At 40.6% G+C, this 17,863-nt stretch carries 16 protein-coding genes and 1 tRNA gene; 4 read left to right on the forward strand and 13 right to left on the reverse strand.

From position 1 onward, the window contains the following. Positions 1 to 32 precede the first annotated feature (32 nt). The 4 genes from PSI06_RS06665 to PSI06_RS06680 all read right to left on the reverse strand — a co-directional run bounded on the left by PSI06_RS06665 (position 33) and on the right by PSI06_RS06680 (position 2,400). Positions 33 to 998, reverse strand: a complete 966-nt coding sequence (locus PSI06_RS06665) for an SAP domain-containing protein (protein WP_273603302.1) — start codon at positions 996 to 998, stop codon at positions 33 to 35. A gap of 265 nt (positions 999 to 1,263) precedes the next feature. Next, positions 1,264 to 1,340 (reverse strand) — tRNA-Ile (locus tag PSI06_RS06670). A 269-nt stretch (positions 1,341 to 1,609) separates the two neighbouring features. After that, entirely contained in the window at positions 1,610 to 1,768 is a 159-nt protein-coding gene (locus tag PSI06_RS06675) for a YqaE/Pmp3 family membrane protein (RefSeq protein ID WP_004587604.1), read from the reverse strand. Between the two features lie 65 nt (positions 1,769 to 1,833). Then, positions 1,834 to 2,400 carry a BON domain-containing protein gene (locus PSI06_RS06680; protein WP_004587605.1) on the reverse strand — a complete coding sequence of 189 codons (567 nt, stop codon included), beginning with the start codon at positions 2,398 to 2,400 and terminating at the stop codon, positions 1,834 to 1,836. Positions 2,401 to 2,717: 317 nt separating this feature from the next. Here PSI06_RS06680 and PSI06_RS06685 point away from each other — a divergent pair, with 317 nt between their 5' ends. Beyond that, positions 2,718 to 3,374, forward strand: coding sequence for a cell wall-active antibiotics response protein (locus PSI06_RS06685; protein ID WP_264390658.1), 657 nt, complete (start codon positions 2,718 to 2,720; stop codon positions 3,372 to 3,374). A gap of 68 nt (positions 3,375 to 3,442) precedes the next feature. Here PSI06_RS06685 and PSI06_RS06690 read toward each other — a convergent pair whose 3' ends face one another. Then, a complete protein-coding gene (locus PSI06_RS06690; RefSeq protein ID WP_004587607.1) occupies positions 3,443 to 3,859 on the reverse strand; it encodes a VOC family protein in 417 nt (138 codons plus the stop codon). A gap of 511 nt (positions 3,860 to 4,370) precedes the next feature. Here PSI06_RS06690 and suhB point away from each other — a divergent pair. Continuing rightward, positions 4,371 to 5,174, forward strand: coding sequence for an inositol-1-monophosphatase (suhB, locus tag PSI06_RS06695; RefSeq protein WP_273603301.1), 804 nt, complete (start codon positions 4,371 to 4,373; stop codon positions 5,172 to 5,174). A 53-nt stretch (positions 5,175 to 5,227) separates the two neighbouring features. On the opposite strand, the gene PSI06_RS06700 is transcribed toward suhB, so the two are convergent. The 7 genes from PSI06_RS06700 to queA form a co-directional block, all read right to left on the reverse strand. Next, complete coding sequence (locus PSI06_RS06700; RefSeq protein ID WP_004587609.1) at positions 5,228 to 6,037, reverse strand: substrate-binding periplasmic protein; 810 nt, start codon at positions 6,035 to 6,037, stop codon at positions 5,228 to 5,230. Positions 6,038 to 6,053: 16 nt separating this feature from the next. Continuing rightward, complete coding sequence (locus PSI06_RS06705) at positions 6,054 to 7,844, reverse strand: GGDEF domain-containing protein (RefSeq protein ID WP_054983266.1); 1,791 nt, start codon at positions 7,842 to 7,844, stop codon at positions 6,054 to 6,056. A 296-nt stretch (positions 7,845 to 8,140) separates the two neighbouring features. Beyond that, a complete protein-coding gene (gene secF, locus PSI06_RS06710; protein ID WP_273603300.1) occupies positions 8,141 to 9,088 on the reverse strand; it encodes a protein translocase subunit SecF in 948 nt (315 codons plus the stop codon). A 9-nt stretch (positions 9,089 to 9,097) separates the two neighbouring features. Continuing rightward, entirely contained in the window at positions 9,098 to 10,957 is a 1,860-nt protein-coding gene (gene secD / locus PSI06_RS06715; protein WP_004587612.1) for a protein translocase subunit SecD, read from the reverse strand. A gap of 19 nt (positions 10,958 to 10,976) precedes the next feature. Beyond that, positions 10,977 to 11,312, reverse strand: coding sequence for a preprotein translocase subunit YajC (gene yajC, locus PSI06_RS06720; RefSeq protein ID WP_004587613.1), 336 nt, complete (start codon positions 11,310 to 11,312; stop codon positions 10,977 to 10,979). Between the two features lie 25 nt (positions 11,313 to 11,337). Next, positions 11,338 to 12,462, reverse strand: a complete 1,125-nt coding sequence (tgt, locus tag PSI06_RS06725) for a tRNA guanosine(34) transglycosylase Tgt (RefSeq protein WP_004587614.1) — start codon at positions 12,460 to 12,462, stop codon at positions 11,338 to 11,340. A gap of 175 nt (positions 12,463 to 12,637) precedes the next feature. Further along, complete coding sequence (queA, locus tag PSI06_RS06730) at positions 12,638 to 13,669, reverse strand: tRNA preQ1(34) S-adenosylmethionine ribosyltransferase-isomerase QueA (protein WP_004587615.1); 1,032 nt, start codon at positions 13,667 to 13,669, stop codon at positions 12,638 to 12,640. 201 nt (positions 13,670 to 13,870) lie between these two features. Between queA and PSI06_RS06735 the strand changes: the two genes are divergently transcribed. Next, positions 13,871 to 16,402 (forward strand): EAL domain-containing protein, encoded by a 2,532-nt coding sequence (locus tag PSI06_RS06735; protein ID WP_273603299.1) that lies wholly within the window; start codon positions 13,871 to 13,873, stop codon positions 16,400 to 16,402. A gap of 187 nt (positions 16,403 to 16,589) precedes the next feature. Beyond that, positions 16,590 to 16,802, forward strand: a complete 213-nt coding sequence (locus PSI06_RS06740; protein ID WP_024031438.1) for a hypothetical protein — start codon at positions 16,590 to 16,592, stop codon at positions 16,800 to 16,802. 118 nt (positions 16,803 to 16,920) lie between these two features. Here PSI06_RS06740 and PSI06_RS06745 read toward each other — a convergent pair whose 3' ends face one another. Further along, positions 16,921 to 17,841 (reverse strand): hydrogen peroxide-inducible genes activator, encoded by a 921-nt coding sequence (locus tag PSI06_RS06745; protein WP_004587618.1) that lies wholly within the window; start codon positions 17,839 to 17,841, stop codon positions 16,921 to 16,923. Between the last annotated feature and the right edge of the window lie 22 nt (positions 17,842 to 17,863).

Here is a 17,863-nt window from a genome sequence, read left to right on the forward strand (position 1 = left end):
GCTACTACACATTAATTCAGCTTCGAGATCTTTCATATTGTAGTGACTTTGTTTATATCAAGAGCCTCCGATAGCGATATGGTACAACCACCTTTGCACCGACAGTCTGCTAACGGAATTTCCGGCACTTCGCTGAGACTATAATCCCCAACTCTATGTTTTTTGCAAGCAGAGCAAAAATCTCCTTCGAATCGTAGAATTTTCATTATATACGGCATACCAAGCTCTTCAGATTTTGATTTAGCATCAAATATACGAAACTTGTTTTGTGCAAAGAATAACATCATACGACATACGTCATCAGGGCCCAAGTGAGTACCATTGCTAGCTAATTTCTTTCTTAGTTCACCATCCAGCTTCAGTCCCCAAAGAAACATACAAATTGCTCCTTGACGCACTAGAGGCTTTAAATCAGGCTGTATCTCAGAAAGGATGAGTGGCCAATCATCAAGAATACTATTAATTATAAAAATTTCTCTTGGACCACCAAAGTTAGACCAATCAACTCCTAAGCCTGATGGAAATGGTAAACTCAGTTGATATTTTCTGACTGGCTCAAAAGCACATTCAAAGTTTCTATTTAGAGCTTCATTTACTGATAGCTCAACTGCAGTACTCATCTCATTTTTGATGATTTTTCCTTTAGCTTCAATTTGTTTCGCCCCCTCACAGGAACAAACAAAGAAATCATGCTCTAATGAATTGCCATTAAAATAATTTGGTTCTACTTCCAAAATTCTACAAACTAAAACAGGTTTTGTACCAGAAGTTGGTAGGTTGAGGTTTTGAGAAATCTTTTTTAACTCTGGAGCAGAGTGAGCCGCTGTGACAACATCCTGTGTACTAGCTGACTGTAAAACCCCTTCTTTTTCAAATTTATTTAAAGCAAGCTTTGCATCACAGCCTAAGTAACTAGTCCAATCTCTCATGCTCAACATTTTCAATAAGCTTTTGGGCTTTAAAAAGCTCTTTAGAAAATAGTATTCATTAGTGTCCATAATTCGCTTCCTATTGCTCAGAACGATGAATATTATAGCATTTACTTAATGTGGGAACGGTTTACCTGAATGTTGAATATTATCAAGCAAAACAATATCCGATCATATAGCAACAAGCTTTTCTGATTAGAAGTGGAACTCAGTTAAAAGTGAGGGATTAATCAGTTCAAAAATATAGAGGTGTTTTCCGCGAAACTAAAAGTAGCACAGAGGTAGCACAGGGTAATTTCGGTTAGTAGGTATTTACTTTGAAAGCTTTGGAAAGTGGTGGCCCCTCCCAGACTCGAACTGGGGACCTAACGATTATGAGTCGTGTGCTCTAACCAACTGAGCTAAGGGGCCAACTTTGTATAACTACAAGGTAGTTAATTTTTGAAGCGTTTAGCCACTGAGCGACTAAAGCGGGTTGCAGTATAAAAAGTTTTTTAAGGCTTGTCACTAGCAAAAACCTTTATTTTAACAATCAGTAAGCTGACTGCTTAAATAGTAATCTTTTTGCATGCGAATAGGCAGGAAATAACAGAAAAATAAACGCAGAAGTATGTAAGCCGCTTTTTTACAATTTTAATAACTATAAAAAAGTGGCCGGCTCACATTGAACACACCACACATTATTTTTTAGCAATAATGTAGATAGCGTGAATTAAACCAGGGAAGTAACCCAGTAAAGTTAGTAAAATATTTAGCCAAAAATGCATACCTAAACCAACTTGTAAAAATACACCCAGTGGCGGTAATAAAATCGACAGTATTATACGAATGATATCCATGATATAGCTCCTTTAAAAATGACAAGCAAAAAGCCCAGCTAAGCTGGGCTTTTTAGTATAGTGTATTATTCAGCAACAATAGTTAGTTCATCTACTACGTCACGAACATCTTCAGCATTTTTAGCAATTTTTACTGCTAACTGCTTTTCAGCTTCTGTTTCAACAGAACCTTTAAGTTTTACTATACCGTTGTCGGTATCAACGTCGATATCTGTACCGTCAACTTCTGAGTCAAATAAGAAACGTGTAGTAATTACTGTGGTGATTTTAGCGTCAGTTAAGTCGTTATCGTCATCATCCATAGTGTCACGATCTTTGTCGTCCATATCCATGTTTTTCACAACAGTTAGGTTGTTTTCTACATCAGATACGCCATCTAGGCTAATTACAAGTTCTTCAGCTAGCTCTTTATCAAGGTCGCTGTTTACTTTACCTGTAAGTACTACCTTGCCATTTTTTACATCAGTGTTAATGTCAAAGTTGTTTAGATTAGTGTTCATAAGAAGCACTGTTTCTGCCTTACCATCAATCCAAGCATCTTTACTTTCATTTTCCCAAGTGCCCGCTTGAGCACCCATAGCTGTAGTACCTAGAACTAAAGCCGCAATCATAGATTTGTTGAATGTTTTCATAATCTTTCTCCTTTTGATTAAAGACACTTTTATGTATGCGAGCTTTAGGCCAACTTTATTAACACTTTAAATTCATGGAGTTAGCTATTTCATTGGGTATAAATAAAAATACCTCCGAGTAAACATTTACAGGCTATTAGGTAAAACTTTCTTAAGTGGTGAAAATAACGATTATATTGCTGTTTTGGTTAATCTATCGTTAATATAATAAATTAAGCGGCGCTATAAAAATAATAAGCCATTGATATATAAATAGTTAAGTTTTGGTACAGCACTTGCTATGTAAAGTGGTAACTCATATAAAAAGGATTATTCCCATGTCTGTAAAAATTGAAGACCGCCCAATAGAGCAAGTTCGCGAACAAGTGATAGACCAACTTATTTATAACTACAGCCATGGCGTTATTTCAGCTGAAGCCTTTGAAAGGCGCTTAGACAGTGCAATGGAAGCAATCGATAATATCGCGTTACTTAATTTAGTAGAGGATTTAACCCTTACTACAGATACCCAGTACAGTGCTCAAAAGCAAACGCAATTTGCCCCTAACTACAGCGCCCAACAAGCGGATGAAGAAAACTTAACACTGCGAAGCATTTTAGGCTCAAGCGAGCGTAGCGGCCAATGGGTGGTGCCTAAAGATATTTACATTCAAAACTATATGGGGTCGATTGTTTTAGATTTTACTGATGCTATTTTTGCCCACCAACATGTTACCGTGCATGTAAATTGTATTTTTGGCAGCGAAGAAATTTACGTACCAGAGCACGTTAATGTAGTTTCTAAAATGTTTTGTATATTAGGTAGTTTTGAAAACAAAACGGTGTCGCTTAATAAGCGCCAAGGCCCCACAATTAACCTAGAAGGTAAAACAGTTTTAGGTTCGGTGGAGGTAAAAGTTAAACGCACCATTAAAGAAAAATTTGTGAGTTTTGCTAATGATTTAAAGGCCCAGCTTGGGGTGAGTAATAAATAATACGGGTAAAAACAAATGGGTAGAAAAGCCATATTATGCGCTTTTCTACACCGTTATTTATGCCTATTTTATAAGTCGTTATTACGCTCGCTTGGAATGTCACTCATATACTGCACAAACTCAACCTCGAACCCTGCTGGGTCTAAGTAATATACGTTTTTTCTAAATGGGTTTTCTGCGCCCTCTTTATCAATGCTAAATCCGGCGTGTTTTAAGCGCTGTATAACAGCGTCTAGGTTGTTTGTAACGTAAGCAAAGTGAGCCAGCCCGACTTGATGCCCTGCCAAATCTCTGTTTTTATGCTCGCCATTATCGCTTATAGCAATGTAGTGATTATCGTCGCCAAAATGTACCCAGCGCTTAGGTTTGCCATACCAGGTGTTATGCCCTTCACTTCTAATAGACCAATAAGGAAAGGCTGCTTGGTAAAATTTAAGCATGGCATTTATATCGTTTACTACTAAATGTACGTGTTCTAATTTCATTATTATTTACCCTAGTTGATTGCTTAAACACAAGATAAAACCTCAAGTTAACTTTAGGTAAAGCACTTTTTTTACTTTTTAGTATTATTGGCGTGTACTGCCCTTGTAAGATTAATTTTTACAACAGTATGTTTGTTAGCAGGACGCGGAAGCTTTGCCTACATGGATGTAGGTAAGGGGTGTGAGCAGGACGCAGAAGCTTTGCCTACATGGATGTAGGTAAGGGGCGTGAGCAGGACGCAGAAGCTTTGCCTACATGGATGTAGGTAAGGGGCGTGAGCAGGACGCGGAAGCTTTGCTTCATGGCTGTGATTAAGTTGCCCTTTGGTTGAACAAATTTCAATCCATACACGCCAACATGTCTTAGATACGAATAAATTTACATGCATTTCAAGGCCGTACAAAAAACGCACAAAAGTATTTAGGGTTTATTGTTTACTTTATGGCAAAAGTCGCTAAAATACGCCGGCTTAAATATATAAACGTTCTTTTACAACCCAAAGGTAATACCATGCATCCAATGTTAAACATTGCGGTTCGCGCTGCGCGCAACGCAGGCAAAATTTTACTTCGCGCAAGTGAAGATTTATCAAAAGTTGAAATTCAACAAAAAGGCACTAACGACTTAGTGACTAACATTGATAAAGAAGCCGAAGCCGTAATTCGTGATACAATTTTAAAATCTTACCCTGATCACTGCATTGTTGGTGAAGAACTAGGTGAGCACAAAGGCAAAGATGCAGATTACCAATGGATTGTTGACCCGCTTGATGGCACAACTAACTTCATCAAGGGTATCCCTCATTTCGCGGTTTCTATCGCACTTAAAGTAAAAGGTCGTTTAGACCAAGCTGTAATTTACGATCCAATTCGTGGTGAGCTTTTCACTGCATCTCGTGGTCAAGGCGCACAGCTAAACAGCAAGCGTTTACGCGTTACTAAAACCGTAGAATTAGCTGGTTCAATTTTAGCAACAGGCTTCCCTTTCAAACAAAAACACCACTTAGATGCATACACAGACGCGTTTAAAGCATTGTTTACACAAACTGCTGATATTCGTCGTGCAGGTTCTGCAGCGCTAGATATGGCATATGTAGCTGCGGGCCGTGTTGATGGCTTTTTTGAAATTGGTTTAAAACCATGGGACACAGCAGCAGGCGAGTTACTTGTAAAAGAAGCTGGCGGCATGGTTGTTGATTTTTCAGGTGGCGTTAACTACAACAATAGCGGTAACATTATTTGTGGTGCACCTAAGCTTACGCAAGCAATTATCCGTGAAATTCGCCCTGTATTACCTGAAGCGTTACTTCGCTAATAAAGTGCATGTAACCCTATTATAAAAAAGGAGCCTATGGCTCCTTTTTTGTTTTAAAAGTAAGGGTTATCGAGCTTTAGCTCCGTGGTATAACCTTTTGTGAAAGGGAGAGAGTTTATGTCTTTTGCAAAATACTCATCAAATAACGCATCAAACTCTCCGCTGTTTTGCATGTTTTGCAACCCAAGCTCTATGGCTTGCGCTAAAGCTGGCTTACTACTTACAACAAAATAATAAATACCGGTGGGATAACTAATAAATAAATTAGGCACAATAACTAAGTTACTCTGCGCATTGGCAACAAGCTCAGAATTAACTTCGATAAATGAGCGAGGAAAGTAATCGATTCTGCCCCGGCTAGTGAGCGTAAACATAGCTTGATAGTTACTCAGCGGCCTTACATGTAAGCCGTTATAGGCCATTATTTTTGTATCTGGCCAATCATGCCCTTGCACTGCCGAGAGCTCACTTAATTGCGCTAAAGTGGTAATGCCTTTAAATTTTTCGACATTTTTTTTACTGGTTAATAAAACGCGCTTGCCTATAAAGCCTTTAAATAGCGGGACTTTAACGGCTATTGCCCGTGCCTCTCGTTCTGGGCTGCTCATGCTCCAATAAACATCTAACTCTGTTTTATCTAGCTCAATCAGGTCACGCTGTTGCTGTAAGCTCACTGGCTGCATTTTTATGTCTACAGGGTAATTAGCCCGCTCTAGGGCTCGTGTTAATAGCTCACTTAGGTATTCTTCACGGGCATTTTGCACACTTTGCTTTTGAGCAACATTAACAATCTCTACCCCTTGCACAAAAAAACTAACCGCAAATAAAGCAAACCCACCAACAACTACTTTTAATGGCAACATAATAATTACCTATTTTTTATACCACCTGTTTATTCTCTGGTGCTAAGCGCACTACGGCAGGCGCAGGCTTTCTGCGCTTACAAATAAACAAATAACTATGGCGATATCGCTTAGCCTCTTTTTTAGCATCTGTTGCAAGTGCTGCAACTTGATGGCTGTTTTTACATTCTTGTAAGTCGGGCTCCACAAGGCCAATTGATAACGTAAGTAAAGGTACAAATTGCTTTTCTCCCTCACGATTTGTAGCCCAGTAACCTTTGCTCTTAATGTGCTCAGGCGTAAAAAAAGTGCGTGATTGCAGTTCAAACTGCTCAATTATGGTATTACAAATATACACAGCATCTGATTGGTCAAACACAACCATAAAGTCATCACCACCTATATGCCCTACAAAGTTAGCACTGTTTTCGCATGCTTGCACGGTTACATCTGCCAATAATTTAATCACACTATCGCCACTGGCATAGCCGTATAAATCATTGAACTGCTTAAAGTGATTAAGATCTATATAGGCAAGCGAAAACGCACTTTGTGAGCGTAACCTTTGCTCTATTGCCTCATTAATCGCTACATTACCAGGGAGCATGGTGAGTGGGTTAGCATGCTGGGCGTGACGAATTTTTTCTTCTGTTATGTGCTTTAAAATATCACGCAATGGGGCAAGCCCTAGGTAACGTTTGTTTCGGGTGATCACAATATGGCGGCGAATATCAAAGTCTTGCTCTGTAATTTGCTGACTCACGGTATCAAGAAGTTGGTTTTCATCCACCACTAAAGGTTGTTTATCCATAAAGTCGGTTACGGGGCACTTGTCGTAAAGTGCATGGCCATAGGGCGCAGCAAACACCTCAGTGAGCTGATCTTTATGCAGTAGCCCAACCGGCTGGCCGGCTTTATTTAAAACCGCTAGGCTCATCACAGCTTTGTCTTTTTCGAATAGCTTGTGGGCGTCTTTACAACGGGTTTCGCTGTCTATTGCTTCTTGTGTAACAGCAAGCCAGCCAATCGCCATTGATTGATCAAACGTATTGCTTGGCTGTTTAAAGTTTAATGCTTGTAATTGCTCTGAGCTGTAATCAAGGCTTGGATTTGAGTTTGGTTTTTCCAGTAAAAAACCTTGTACGTTTGCTATGCCTAAGCTTTCAACATAGGCAAGCTCTTCTACTCTTTCTATGCCTTCGGCTATTACTGCGGTGTTTGTTGCTTTTGCTAGTACCGTAATCGATTTTAAAAACTCTTTTTTAACTTCGCTTTCATCGCAATGATCAATAAAGTAACGGTCGATTTTTACAAAGTCGGGGCATAGTTCAGACCACTGTTTTAAGCCCGAGTAACCAGCACCTAAATCGTCAATGGCAATGGTAAAACCCAGCTCGCGGTAGTGTGCAATTGTTTTTAATAATAAAAAACCATCGTCGACCTTTTCTTGCTCTGTTACCTCAATCACCACGCGGTTTGCTGCTAAACCAAACTGCTCTATTAAGTGCAAGGTTTCACCTTTTGGGTGGCAAGGGTCGAGCAAGGTTTTAGGGCTTACATTTAAAAATAACTTACCGTTTAGATTAAGCTTTACAAAGTTTTCAATTGCTTTTGAGCGGCATAATAGCTCAAGCTCTGAAATTAAAGCGTGTTCACTGGCCGCTTCAAACAGTCGGTTAGGCATTTCCAAAGGGCTGTTTTTAGGCCCTCGACTTAGCGCTTCGTAACCTATAATTGTTTGATTAGCTATATCAAAAATAGGCTGAAATAACGTGGTTATTTCACCGTTACTTAAAATGTACTCTAGTACTTTGCGCTGCATCGTCACTGCAAAACCTGATTGTCGTTTAATAGGGGCATTAAAGTAGCAAGCCTGTATGACAATTTTATGGCATTAGCGGCTATTGACTATTCAGGATTAAATTTGCTCAATTTAGGGGCGGTACAATCTAAGCGCTAAGTTTATAGCCTAATATACTGTTAACTATTCATACGTTATTGTAATGGCCTAGTTATATAACCGGCTCAAGGCTTTAAGTTCAGCCTTAAAGGCAACCAAGCTCTATAAAACCGCGCGCAATAAAAAACCGCTCAATTGAGCGGTTTTATTTAGCGTTAACTCTATTACGGCAATGCGTCTAGGTCTGCGCCTTCTTTTTCAATTACCTCTGGTATTAAATCTTCTTTACTTACGCCCATGGTAATAGCTACCGAGCTTGCAACGTAAACTGAAGAATAAGTACCAATGAACACACCAAATAACAGGGCTGTAGCAAAGCCATGAATGGTTTGTCCGCCCCACATAAATAGCGCAATCAATACCAAAATAGTGGTGATTGACGTTACAAGTGTACGGTTAAGTGTTTGCGTTAACGACATGTCGATAATTTCGATAGTGTCGTCTATGCGTACTTTACGGAAGTTTTCACGAATACGGTCAGATACAACAATAGTATCGTTAAGTGAGTAACCAATTACCGCCAATATTGCCGCTAAAATAGTTAAGTCAAACTCTAACCCTAATACAGAAAACAAACCCACTGTAATAATTACATCGTGTAGTAGTGCACCTACCGCGCCCACAGCAAAACGCCACTCAAAGCGAAATGCCACGTAAATCAAAATACAAATAAGCGCAGTTAACATGGCAAGGCCACCCTGCTCTTTTAAGTCTTCCCCTACGCTTGGGCCTACAAACTCAATGCGGCGCATTACTACGCTCTCATCAGCTTGCTTCAAGGCAGTAATAACTTGGTTACCAATAACTTCGGCTTTTACTTCACTGCCACGCGGCGCTAAACGAACCAAAATATCTTGGCTAGAACCAAACAGCTGCACTGAAGCATCGGCAAACCCGTTTTCAGCTAATACTGAGCGTACTTTTTTCAAATCTGCAGGTTGCGAAAAACCAACCTCTACAGCGGTACCGCCAGTAAAATCTAAACCAAAGTTTAAACCTTTGATAAAAATTGAGGCAAACGACGCTAAAATTAATAGCGTAGAAAAACCCATTGCCACTTTACGAAGTGACATGAAACGTAGGGTTTTACCACCCAAACTTAAAATTTGCATGTCCGCTCCTTAAATTGAAAGTTTATCAATGCGCTTACCACCAATAAATAAGTTAATTACCGCACGGGTACCAACTATGGCTGTAAACATTGAAGTTAAAATACCAATTGCGAGTGTTACGGCAAAACCTGCAATAGGGCCAGTGCCTACTGCAAATAAAATAACCGCAGCAATTAAGGTGGTAATATTGGCATCAAAAATAGTACTAAAGGCGCTATCGTAACCAAAATGAACGGCTTGCTGAGGGCTACGGCCATCGGCCAGCTCTTCACGAATACGCTCAAAAATAAGTACGTTAGCATCAACCGCCATACCCACTGTTAATACAATACCGGCAATACCTGGCAGCGTTAATGTGGCGCCTGGAATTAACGACATTACACCTACAATAAGCACTAAGTTAGCTGCTAGTGCAATGTTGGCAACTAAACCAAACCCTTTGTAGTAAATAAGCATAAAGGCAAGTACAAACGCAAAGCCAAGGGCTACCGCTGTCATACCAGCTTCAATGTTTTCTTGACCTAAGCTTGGGCCTACTGTGCGCTCTTCAACAATTTGAATTGGCGCTACTAATGCACCGGCGCGTAATAGTAAGCTTAAGTTGTGGGCTTCGGCTGGGTTATCAATACCTGTAATACGGAATGAGCGGTCAAGACGAGCCTGAATAGTCGCAACGTTAATAACCTCTTCTACCTTAATAGGTGGAAGTGCTTTACCGTCAGCATCTTTTTTACCCGATGGCTTGTATTCAATAAATACCGTTGCCATGCGCTTACCAATAGCACGCTTGGTAAAGGCATTCATTTTTGCCCCGCCTTTGCTATCTAAGGTAATGCTTACTTGTGGGCGCTGGTATTCGTCGTTTCCTGATTGCGCACCAGTGATATGGCTACCTTCAAGAATGACACGTTTTTTAAGTACCACAGGGTAGCCATCACGGCTCATGATCATTTCTGTGCCCGCAGGAATACGCCCTTGAGCAGCTGCACTTGGGTCTGCGTTTTCGTCTACTTCACGAAATTCAAGCGTGGCCGTTGCACCTAAAATTTCTTTAGCGCGTGCTGTATCTTGTACACCTGGTAGTTGCACAATAATGCGCTCAGCACCTTGGCGCTGTACGTTAGGCTCTGCAACACCAATTTGGTTAATACGATTACGAATAATGGTTTCGTTTTGCTTAATAGCGTAGTCACGTATTTCTTTAAGCTTTTGCTCACTCATAGTAGCAAAAAATGCGCGATCGTTACTGCTATCATCAATGTATACGTTTAGTGGGTAGCGCGATGCTAAAAAGCGTTCAGCCGCTTCTTTATCTTCTTCTGTACGCATTTCTACACGCATACGCTCAGAGCCCGCTACGCGGCGAACACTACGGTAACGAAGTTTTTCTTCGCGTAGGTCGCTACGAAAATCTTGTTCCATTTGCTCTAGCTGATTATCTACCGCGGTTGCCATGTCGATTTCCATGGTGAAGTGAACACCACCACTTAAATCAAGACCTAGCTTCATAGGGTTACCACCCAATGATTTTAACCATGCAGGTTGCGCAGGTGCCATATTAATAGCAGAGATATAATCGTCGCTAAGAGAATTACGCAGTAAGTCTTGCGCTTTTAGCTGTTCTTCAACATTTTTAAAACGTACTAATACTTGGCCGCCTTCAAGCACGGTAGACTTAGCTGTTACATTATGTTGTTTGAGGGTTGCGTTTACTTTGTCTACTACACTGAGATCGACATCTGCGCCTTTTGCCCCCGAAACCTGTATGGCCGGATCGCGGCCATACAAGTTTGGAGAAGCATATAAAAGGCCAATGGCTACCACAGCTAAAACAAGTAAATACTTCCAAATTGGAAACTTGTTTAACACAGGCATGTCCTTTTTATTTTTATAGTGACTTCATTGTGCCTTTAGGCAATACAGCAGATACTGCCGATTTTTGTACTGTTACTTCAGCTTGCTCATTTAAAGAAATCACGATGAAATCTTTATCTTCAGTAATTTTAACTATTTTACCTACTAAACCGCCTTGGGTAAGTACTTCATCACCTTTAGCCATCGCGCTCATAAGGCTTTTGTGCTCTTTAACACGCTTAGCTTGTGGGCGGTAAATTAAAAAGTAAAAAACTAAACCGAAAATAGCTAACATAATTAGCATTTCCCAGCCACCACTTGCAGCAGGTTGACCAGCAGCGGCGTGTGCGTTTGAAATAAATAAACTCATAATACTTCCTCTATATTTTTAAATTTTAATTTATATCTGCAAGCTCTGGCACGTCTTGGCCACGGCGAGCATAAAAATCACTAACAAATTCTTCTAGTTTACCTTCGCTAATTGCATTGCGTAGGCCTTCCATAACACGCTGATAGTAACGTAAGTTATGAATTGTGTTTAGTCGTGCGCCTAAAATTTCGTTACATTTATCAAGGTGATGCAAATAAGCACGCGAATAATTTTTACAGGTATGACAATCACACTCAGGATCAAGTGGGCCAGTGTCTGTTTTATGTACTGCGTTACGAATTTTAATTGTACCTGTGGTAATAAATAAATGACCATTACGTGCATTACGGGTAGGCATTACACAGTCAAACATGTCAATACCACGGCGTACAGACTCAACTAAGTCTTCAGGTTTACCTACACCCATTAAGTAGCGCGGTTTGTCTTCTGGCATTTTGTACGCACAATGATCAAGAATATTCATCATTTCGTTTTTAGGCTCACCAACCGATAGGCCGCCTAATGCGTAACCATCAAAGCCAATTTCTTCTAGGCCTTTTTGTGATTGTGCACGTAACTCTGGGTACATACCACCTTGAATAATACCAAATAAGGCTGATGGGTTATCGCCGTGGCCTTCTTTAGAGCGCTTAGCCCAACGAAGCGATAGCTCCATTGAGTCTTTTGCTTCTTTTTCGGTGGCAGGGTATGGCGTACATTCGTCAAAAATCATGACGATATCTGAGCCTAAATCACGCTGTACTTCCATTGATTTTTCAGGCGACATCATAATTTGGTCACCATTTACCGGCGATTGGAACAACACGCCTTCTTCGGTAATTTTACGCATAGCACCAAGGCTAAATACTTGGAAACCACCTGAGTCGGTTAAAATTGGAAAGTCCCAATTCATAAAGTCGTGTAAATCACCGTGTTGTTTAATGATTTCAGTACCTGGACGTAGCATTAAATGAAAGGTGTTACCCAAACAAATTTGTGCCCCTGTGGCTTTAACTTCATCTGGGGTCATGCCCTTAACAGTACCGTAAGTACCTACTGGCATAAATGCAGGCGTTTCTATTACACCACGGTCAAAAATCAAGCGGCCGCGGCGCGCTTTTCCGTCGGTGCGGTCTAATTCAAATTTCATATCATCCTCAATGTCGGAAAAACAGTCCAACAAGCTATAATTTAACCGCTCGATTCTACCCTTTTTGCCCCGTTATTACTATTAGCTGCGCTAAATTCACTGCGTATTAGCGCAGGCAAATAAAAACCCAGCGTGCGAGCTGGGCTTTTAAAAACGGTACCGGATAAAAACGTGCTTATTTACGTGTTAAAAACATCGCATCGCCGTAGCTAAAAAAGCGGTACTTTTGTTCTATAGCCGTGTTGTACGCGCCCATAATGTTATCTTGGCCGCTAAAGGCACTTACTAGCATTATGAGGGTTGATTCAGGCAAGTGAAAGTTAGTCACCATGGCATCAACTACATTAAACTGATAACCCGGAAAAATAAAAATATCGGTATCGCCAAAATAGCTCTCTAATTTACCGCCGTGTACTTTTGCTGCCGACTCCAACGAGCGTACAGAAGTAGTTCCCACAGCTATAACACGCCCACCGTTAGCTTTTGTATTAGCAACAGCGTGAACCACCTCATCAGGTACTTCAATGTATTCAGAGTGCATTACATGCTCATCTACGCTTTCTACACGCACCGGCTGAAACGTACCTGCGCCAACATGTAGCGTAACAAACGCCATGTTTACGCCTTTTTGTTTTAGTGCCGCCATTAACTTATCGTCAAAATGCAGCCCTGCTGTAGGCGCTGCTACTGCACCGGGCTTTTCGCCATAAACGGTTTGATAACGCTCGCGGTCAGCTTCGGTGTCTGGGCGGTCAATGTAAGGAGGTAAAGGCATGTGACCAATGTCGTTTAGAATATCGAGTACATTTTGGCTACGATCAAATTCAAGCTCAAATAACGTATCGTGACGCGCAATCATTGTCGCTTTTGCTTTGCCTTCTAAAATAACTTCGTTACCAGGCTTTAACGACTTACTTGCTCTTACATGGGCAAGTACGCGGTGTTCATCAACTACACGCTCTACAAGTACTTCGACCTTACCTCCAGAGGCTTTTTGGCCAAACATACGAGCAGGAATAACGCGGGTATTATTAAATACTAATAAGTCACCTTCGTTTACTAAATCAAGTAGGTCGCTAAACACTTTGTGTTCAACATTGCCAGTTGGGCCATCTAGGGTTAGTAAACGGCTGCTGGTTCTGTCTTGTTTAGGAAAACGAGCAATTAATTCATCAGGTAAGTCAAAGCTAAAGTCAGCCACGCGCATAGTCGGTATTCCACATCATTAAAATCGCGCCAAGTGTATATCTATCCTCGGCTAAGCTCAAGATATCTACCACAGTTGAGAGGATTCGCCCTATTTTAGATACATTTGAGTAACTACTTTAAATAATCTTGTTCTTATTGGTAAATATCATTATTCTTACTGTCCTTAATAATGATGGTTTAGTTTTGGGGTTATAAAAAAGTGGCAGATAAGCTGAAGTTGCTCATTCTAAACGCAAGTAGCGAAGAACGCCGCACTATACGCGCCACTTTAGAGTACTTAAACGTATTTGAATTTATTGAAGCCGCAGATAGCCTAGATGCACTCACTCTGTTAAAAAAGCAGCCAGTAAACATGATTATTACAGGCTTAAGCGTGGGGAAAATAGATGGTTGGCGTTTTTCTCGCATGATCCGCTCAGGCTTACTTAAAACACCTAAAAACACCCCTATTTTACTTATTCCCCCTATTTATTGTGAGCGTATAGCAGAAACCACCGCTCGTAGTTATGGCATAGATGCCGTACTGCCTTTTGAGCACCAAGATATGCTGCCGCAGGTGCTGGCCAATGTTCTGTCTACGCATTTAGAAAAAAGCAGCCGCCTTAATTTACTCTTGCTTGAGCCAATAGCGCAAAAAGCCGATGAAATAGCGGAGCAACTTAAGCTCAATTTTGCCATTACCCATGTCACCTCAAGCCAAAGTGCTTTAAACGCTTACAACCAACAACAATTTGCCATTGTACTGCTTGATGCAACCGCGTCGCGCGCAGATACTTCAAGTGTTTTAGTTGAAGAAATACTGCAACATAACCCTAAACAAGCCATTGTAACTATTATTGATAATAACGATGCCGACTATGCAGAGCAGCTGCTGCTATCCGGCGTTACCGACTTTATAAGAGCGCCATATGACCCGTCGTTTTTAAATAAAGTATGTGACCATGCTGCGCGCCGTGAAGACTTTATGGTTAGTTATGCTGAGTTTGCCCAAAAGGTTGAACAGTTAAGTATTAGCGAAGTACGCTACAAAGAGCTTTTTTCAGCGCACCAACGCATTTTGCTGCATTTAAATACGGTGGTTTTAGAGCTCGACCAACAAGGTAAAATTCGCTTTATCAATCCTGCTTGGGAAACACTAAGTGGCTTTGGGGTTAAATCGTCTTTGCAAAAATCATTAATCGATTATTGCTCTGATGAGTGCCAAGTAAAACTAAATACGACCATTAACGATATTCTTAATGGCGGCATGCACCAGCAGCAAGTCGAGATTCAACTTAATCATAAAAATGGCAATCAGATTTGGGTGGAATGCCGCTTACAGCTAATAAAAAACAGCCGTAATAATGCCACCATTACTGCCACAATCGACAACATACACGAGCGTAAACAAGCTGAATTAAAGCTGCGCCACTTAGCCCTGCACGATACGCTAACAGGTTTACATAATCGTTATTATTTTGATCAACAACTCAATAAAATATGCCAAACCAAGCACACCTATGGTGATGTAGAGCACGCGCTTATTTACATCGATTTAGATCATTTTAAAATAATTAACGACAGCAAAGGCCACCAACAAGGCGACATTGTACTAAAAGATGTAGCTCAATTATTTGAAGCAAACATTAGCGCTAAGCATTTAGTGTGTAGAATAGGCGGTGACGAATTTGCTGTTATTTTAAAAAATACGCAGCTGCTTGACGCTCACCTAATTGCAGAAAGTATTTGTAGCGCGATTGAACAGCACGAGTTTAAATCTGAAGACCAAGTGTATTCAATTAGCTGCTCTGTTGGCTTAACGCAAATAACGGCTAAAAATTGCGACCCGAGTGAGTGCCTCAAGCAAGCCGATATAGCCTTATATATTGCTAAAAGTTTAGGCCGTAACCTAGTGCACTGCTACTCAAAAGAAGATGCGCAAAATAACACCTTGCAAACCGGGCTTGAGTGGGGGCATGAGATTCGACAAGCACTTCAGCAAGATAACGTAGAGCTGCACTATCAGCCAATATGGGACTTTAAAGCCAATAAAGTGGCTTATTTTGAAGCGTTACTGCGTTTAAAAGTAGACGATAAACTTATTTTCCCTAATCAATTTATTCCCTCTCTTGAGCTGCTAAACGACACCTTTTTAATGGACCAATGTGTTATTCGCAATGCCATTGCTAGCGTGGCTGAACACCCAGATTTAAACCAAGTGGCTATTAACCTTTCTGCTCAGTCGTTTTTAGATGAGCGCTTAGTGCCACATATAGAATCGAGCCTAGAAAAATACCACGTACCGCCTTCGCGTATTATTTTTGAAATTACCGAGTCAGCCTCAGTTAACAATTTAAAAGCCACCCGCAAAATGATAGAAAAGCTAAACAGTTTAGGCTGTCATTTTTCTATTGATGATTTTGGTACAGGCTTTAGTACATTTAACTATTTAAAACAGTTACCTGCACAGCATGTAAAAATAGATGGCTCGTTTGTACGCGACATGATTAACGACCCCATTGACTTAGCACTGGTTAAGGCCATTAACGATATAAGCCGCTCCCTTGATAAGCGCTCTGTGGCAGAGTACGTAGAAAGCGAAGAGATATTTTTTGCACTAAAAGAGATTGGTGTTGACTACGGACAAGGCTATTTTATTGCCCGTCCTGTGCCTGTAGAAAAAGTACAATCGACGCTTAAAATTATTTACCAGAAGAAACCTTTTATCCAACAACACACTAGCGCCAGCTAAACATTTTTAAACAGTTTTAAGCATTTTATTACTATCATTATTGCACTTATTGCCTATACTTTACGTACCACTTAGCAAATGTCTTGTTATTTTGATGATTTAACAATAAAAACATGACATTACCTATAAGCATACATGACTAGCAATTACATAGAGGTTAAAGCTTGTCAGGTTTAAGGAGGAAGGTATGGCGCAGTTGATTATTTTACTTCTCGTAATACATTGTGTAATTGCGTATCAGTGCTATCGGTACGCGCAGCTAAAGGGCTACCCAGTAGGCGTATTTGCTACTTTAGGCCTACTCCCTTATTTTAATGTAGTGGTTTGGATTTACTTGCTTTTCCTACCCGAACTCGAACCCTTTGAAAGCCAAACACATAGCAAACAGCAGCCCTTGTAGGCTGCTGTTTTGTTTATGCTACGCGAATGCTTAATAGTGGCCAATAACCACACTGCACAAACCTTGTTTACCAAAAGCAACATATTACTGCTGCACTTTAACCTTAAGGTAAATAGGCTTAACTCTCAAAGTCTAAACTACATTGGCGAGCCAAAAACACTTCTAGCTGCTGGCTGAATAACTTAAAGTCGCGAATTCTTCCTGTGGTTTTACGCCACAGTATGCCTATATCTCTGTAGGCATCGCCTTGCGATGGGGTTGCTATCATGTTTTTATCTTTAAGAATGCCCGCATTAATCGCCATTTGCGGTAAAAATGTAACCCCTAACTGATGCTCTACCATGCTTAATAAGGTATGTAAGCTTGCAGCTTCAAAAGGGTTAATACAGCTTGAGCGGTTTAGATGACACGCACTCAATGCATGCCCCGTCATACAATGCTCTCGCTCTAATAAAAACACACTAGCATCGGGTAGCAAGTTAAAGTCTTCAACGCCTTTAGCAGGGCTGTAATCTTTATGGTGCACTAAACTAAAGTGATCTTTAGCCAATACTTGAGTATGAAACTTCTCCGTTTGGTACGGTAAGGCTAATAAGGCTAAATCAATATGGCCGTGTTCAAGCTTATCTAATAACTTGTCGCTGGTATCTTCAACAAGTACCAACTCTAAATCACAAAAGGTTTGCTTACAGAAGTGATACAAAGGCGCCGCTATAAAGCTGGCGATAGTGGGTATAACCCCTACCACTAACTTACCACTGAGTGGCGTTAAAAAGCTTTTGGTTAGCTCTTTTAAACTAATTGTATCGTTAATAATTTTACGAGAGCGCTCAACGACCTCTTCACCAATACTGGTAAACATAAGGCTGCGATTTTCTCGCTCAATTAGCTGACAACCGAGTGTTTCTTCAAGGTTTTGAATTGCACTGCTTAAAGTAGATTGCCCAATAAAGCACGCACTTGCTGCACGGCCAAAATGCTGGTGCTGATGTACAGCTAATAAATACTGTAGCTGTTTAATACTTGGTAGGTTGGTCATTTTTTCTTTCCACAAATAAAAA

It is taken from the genome of Pseudoalteromonas sp. GABNS16E, assembly GCF_028598715.1.
GTDB classification, from domain to species: domain Bacteria; phylum Pseudomonadota; class Gammaproteobacteria; order Enterobacterales; family Alteromonadaceae; genus Pseudoalteromonas; species Pseudoalteromonas atlantica.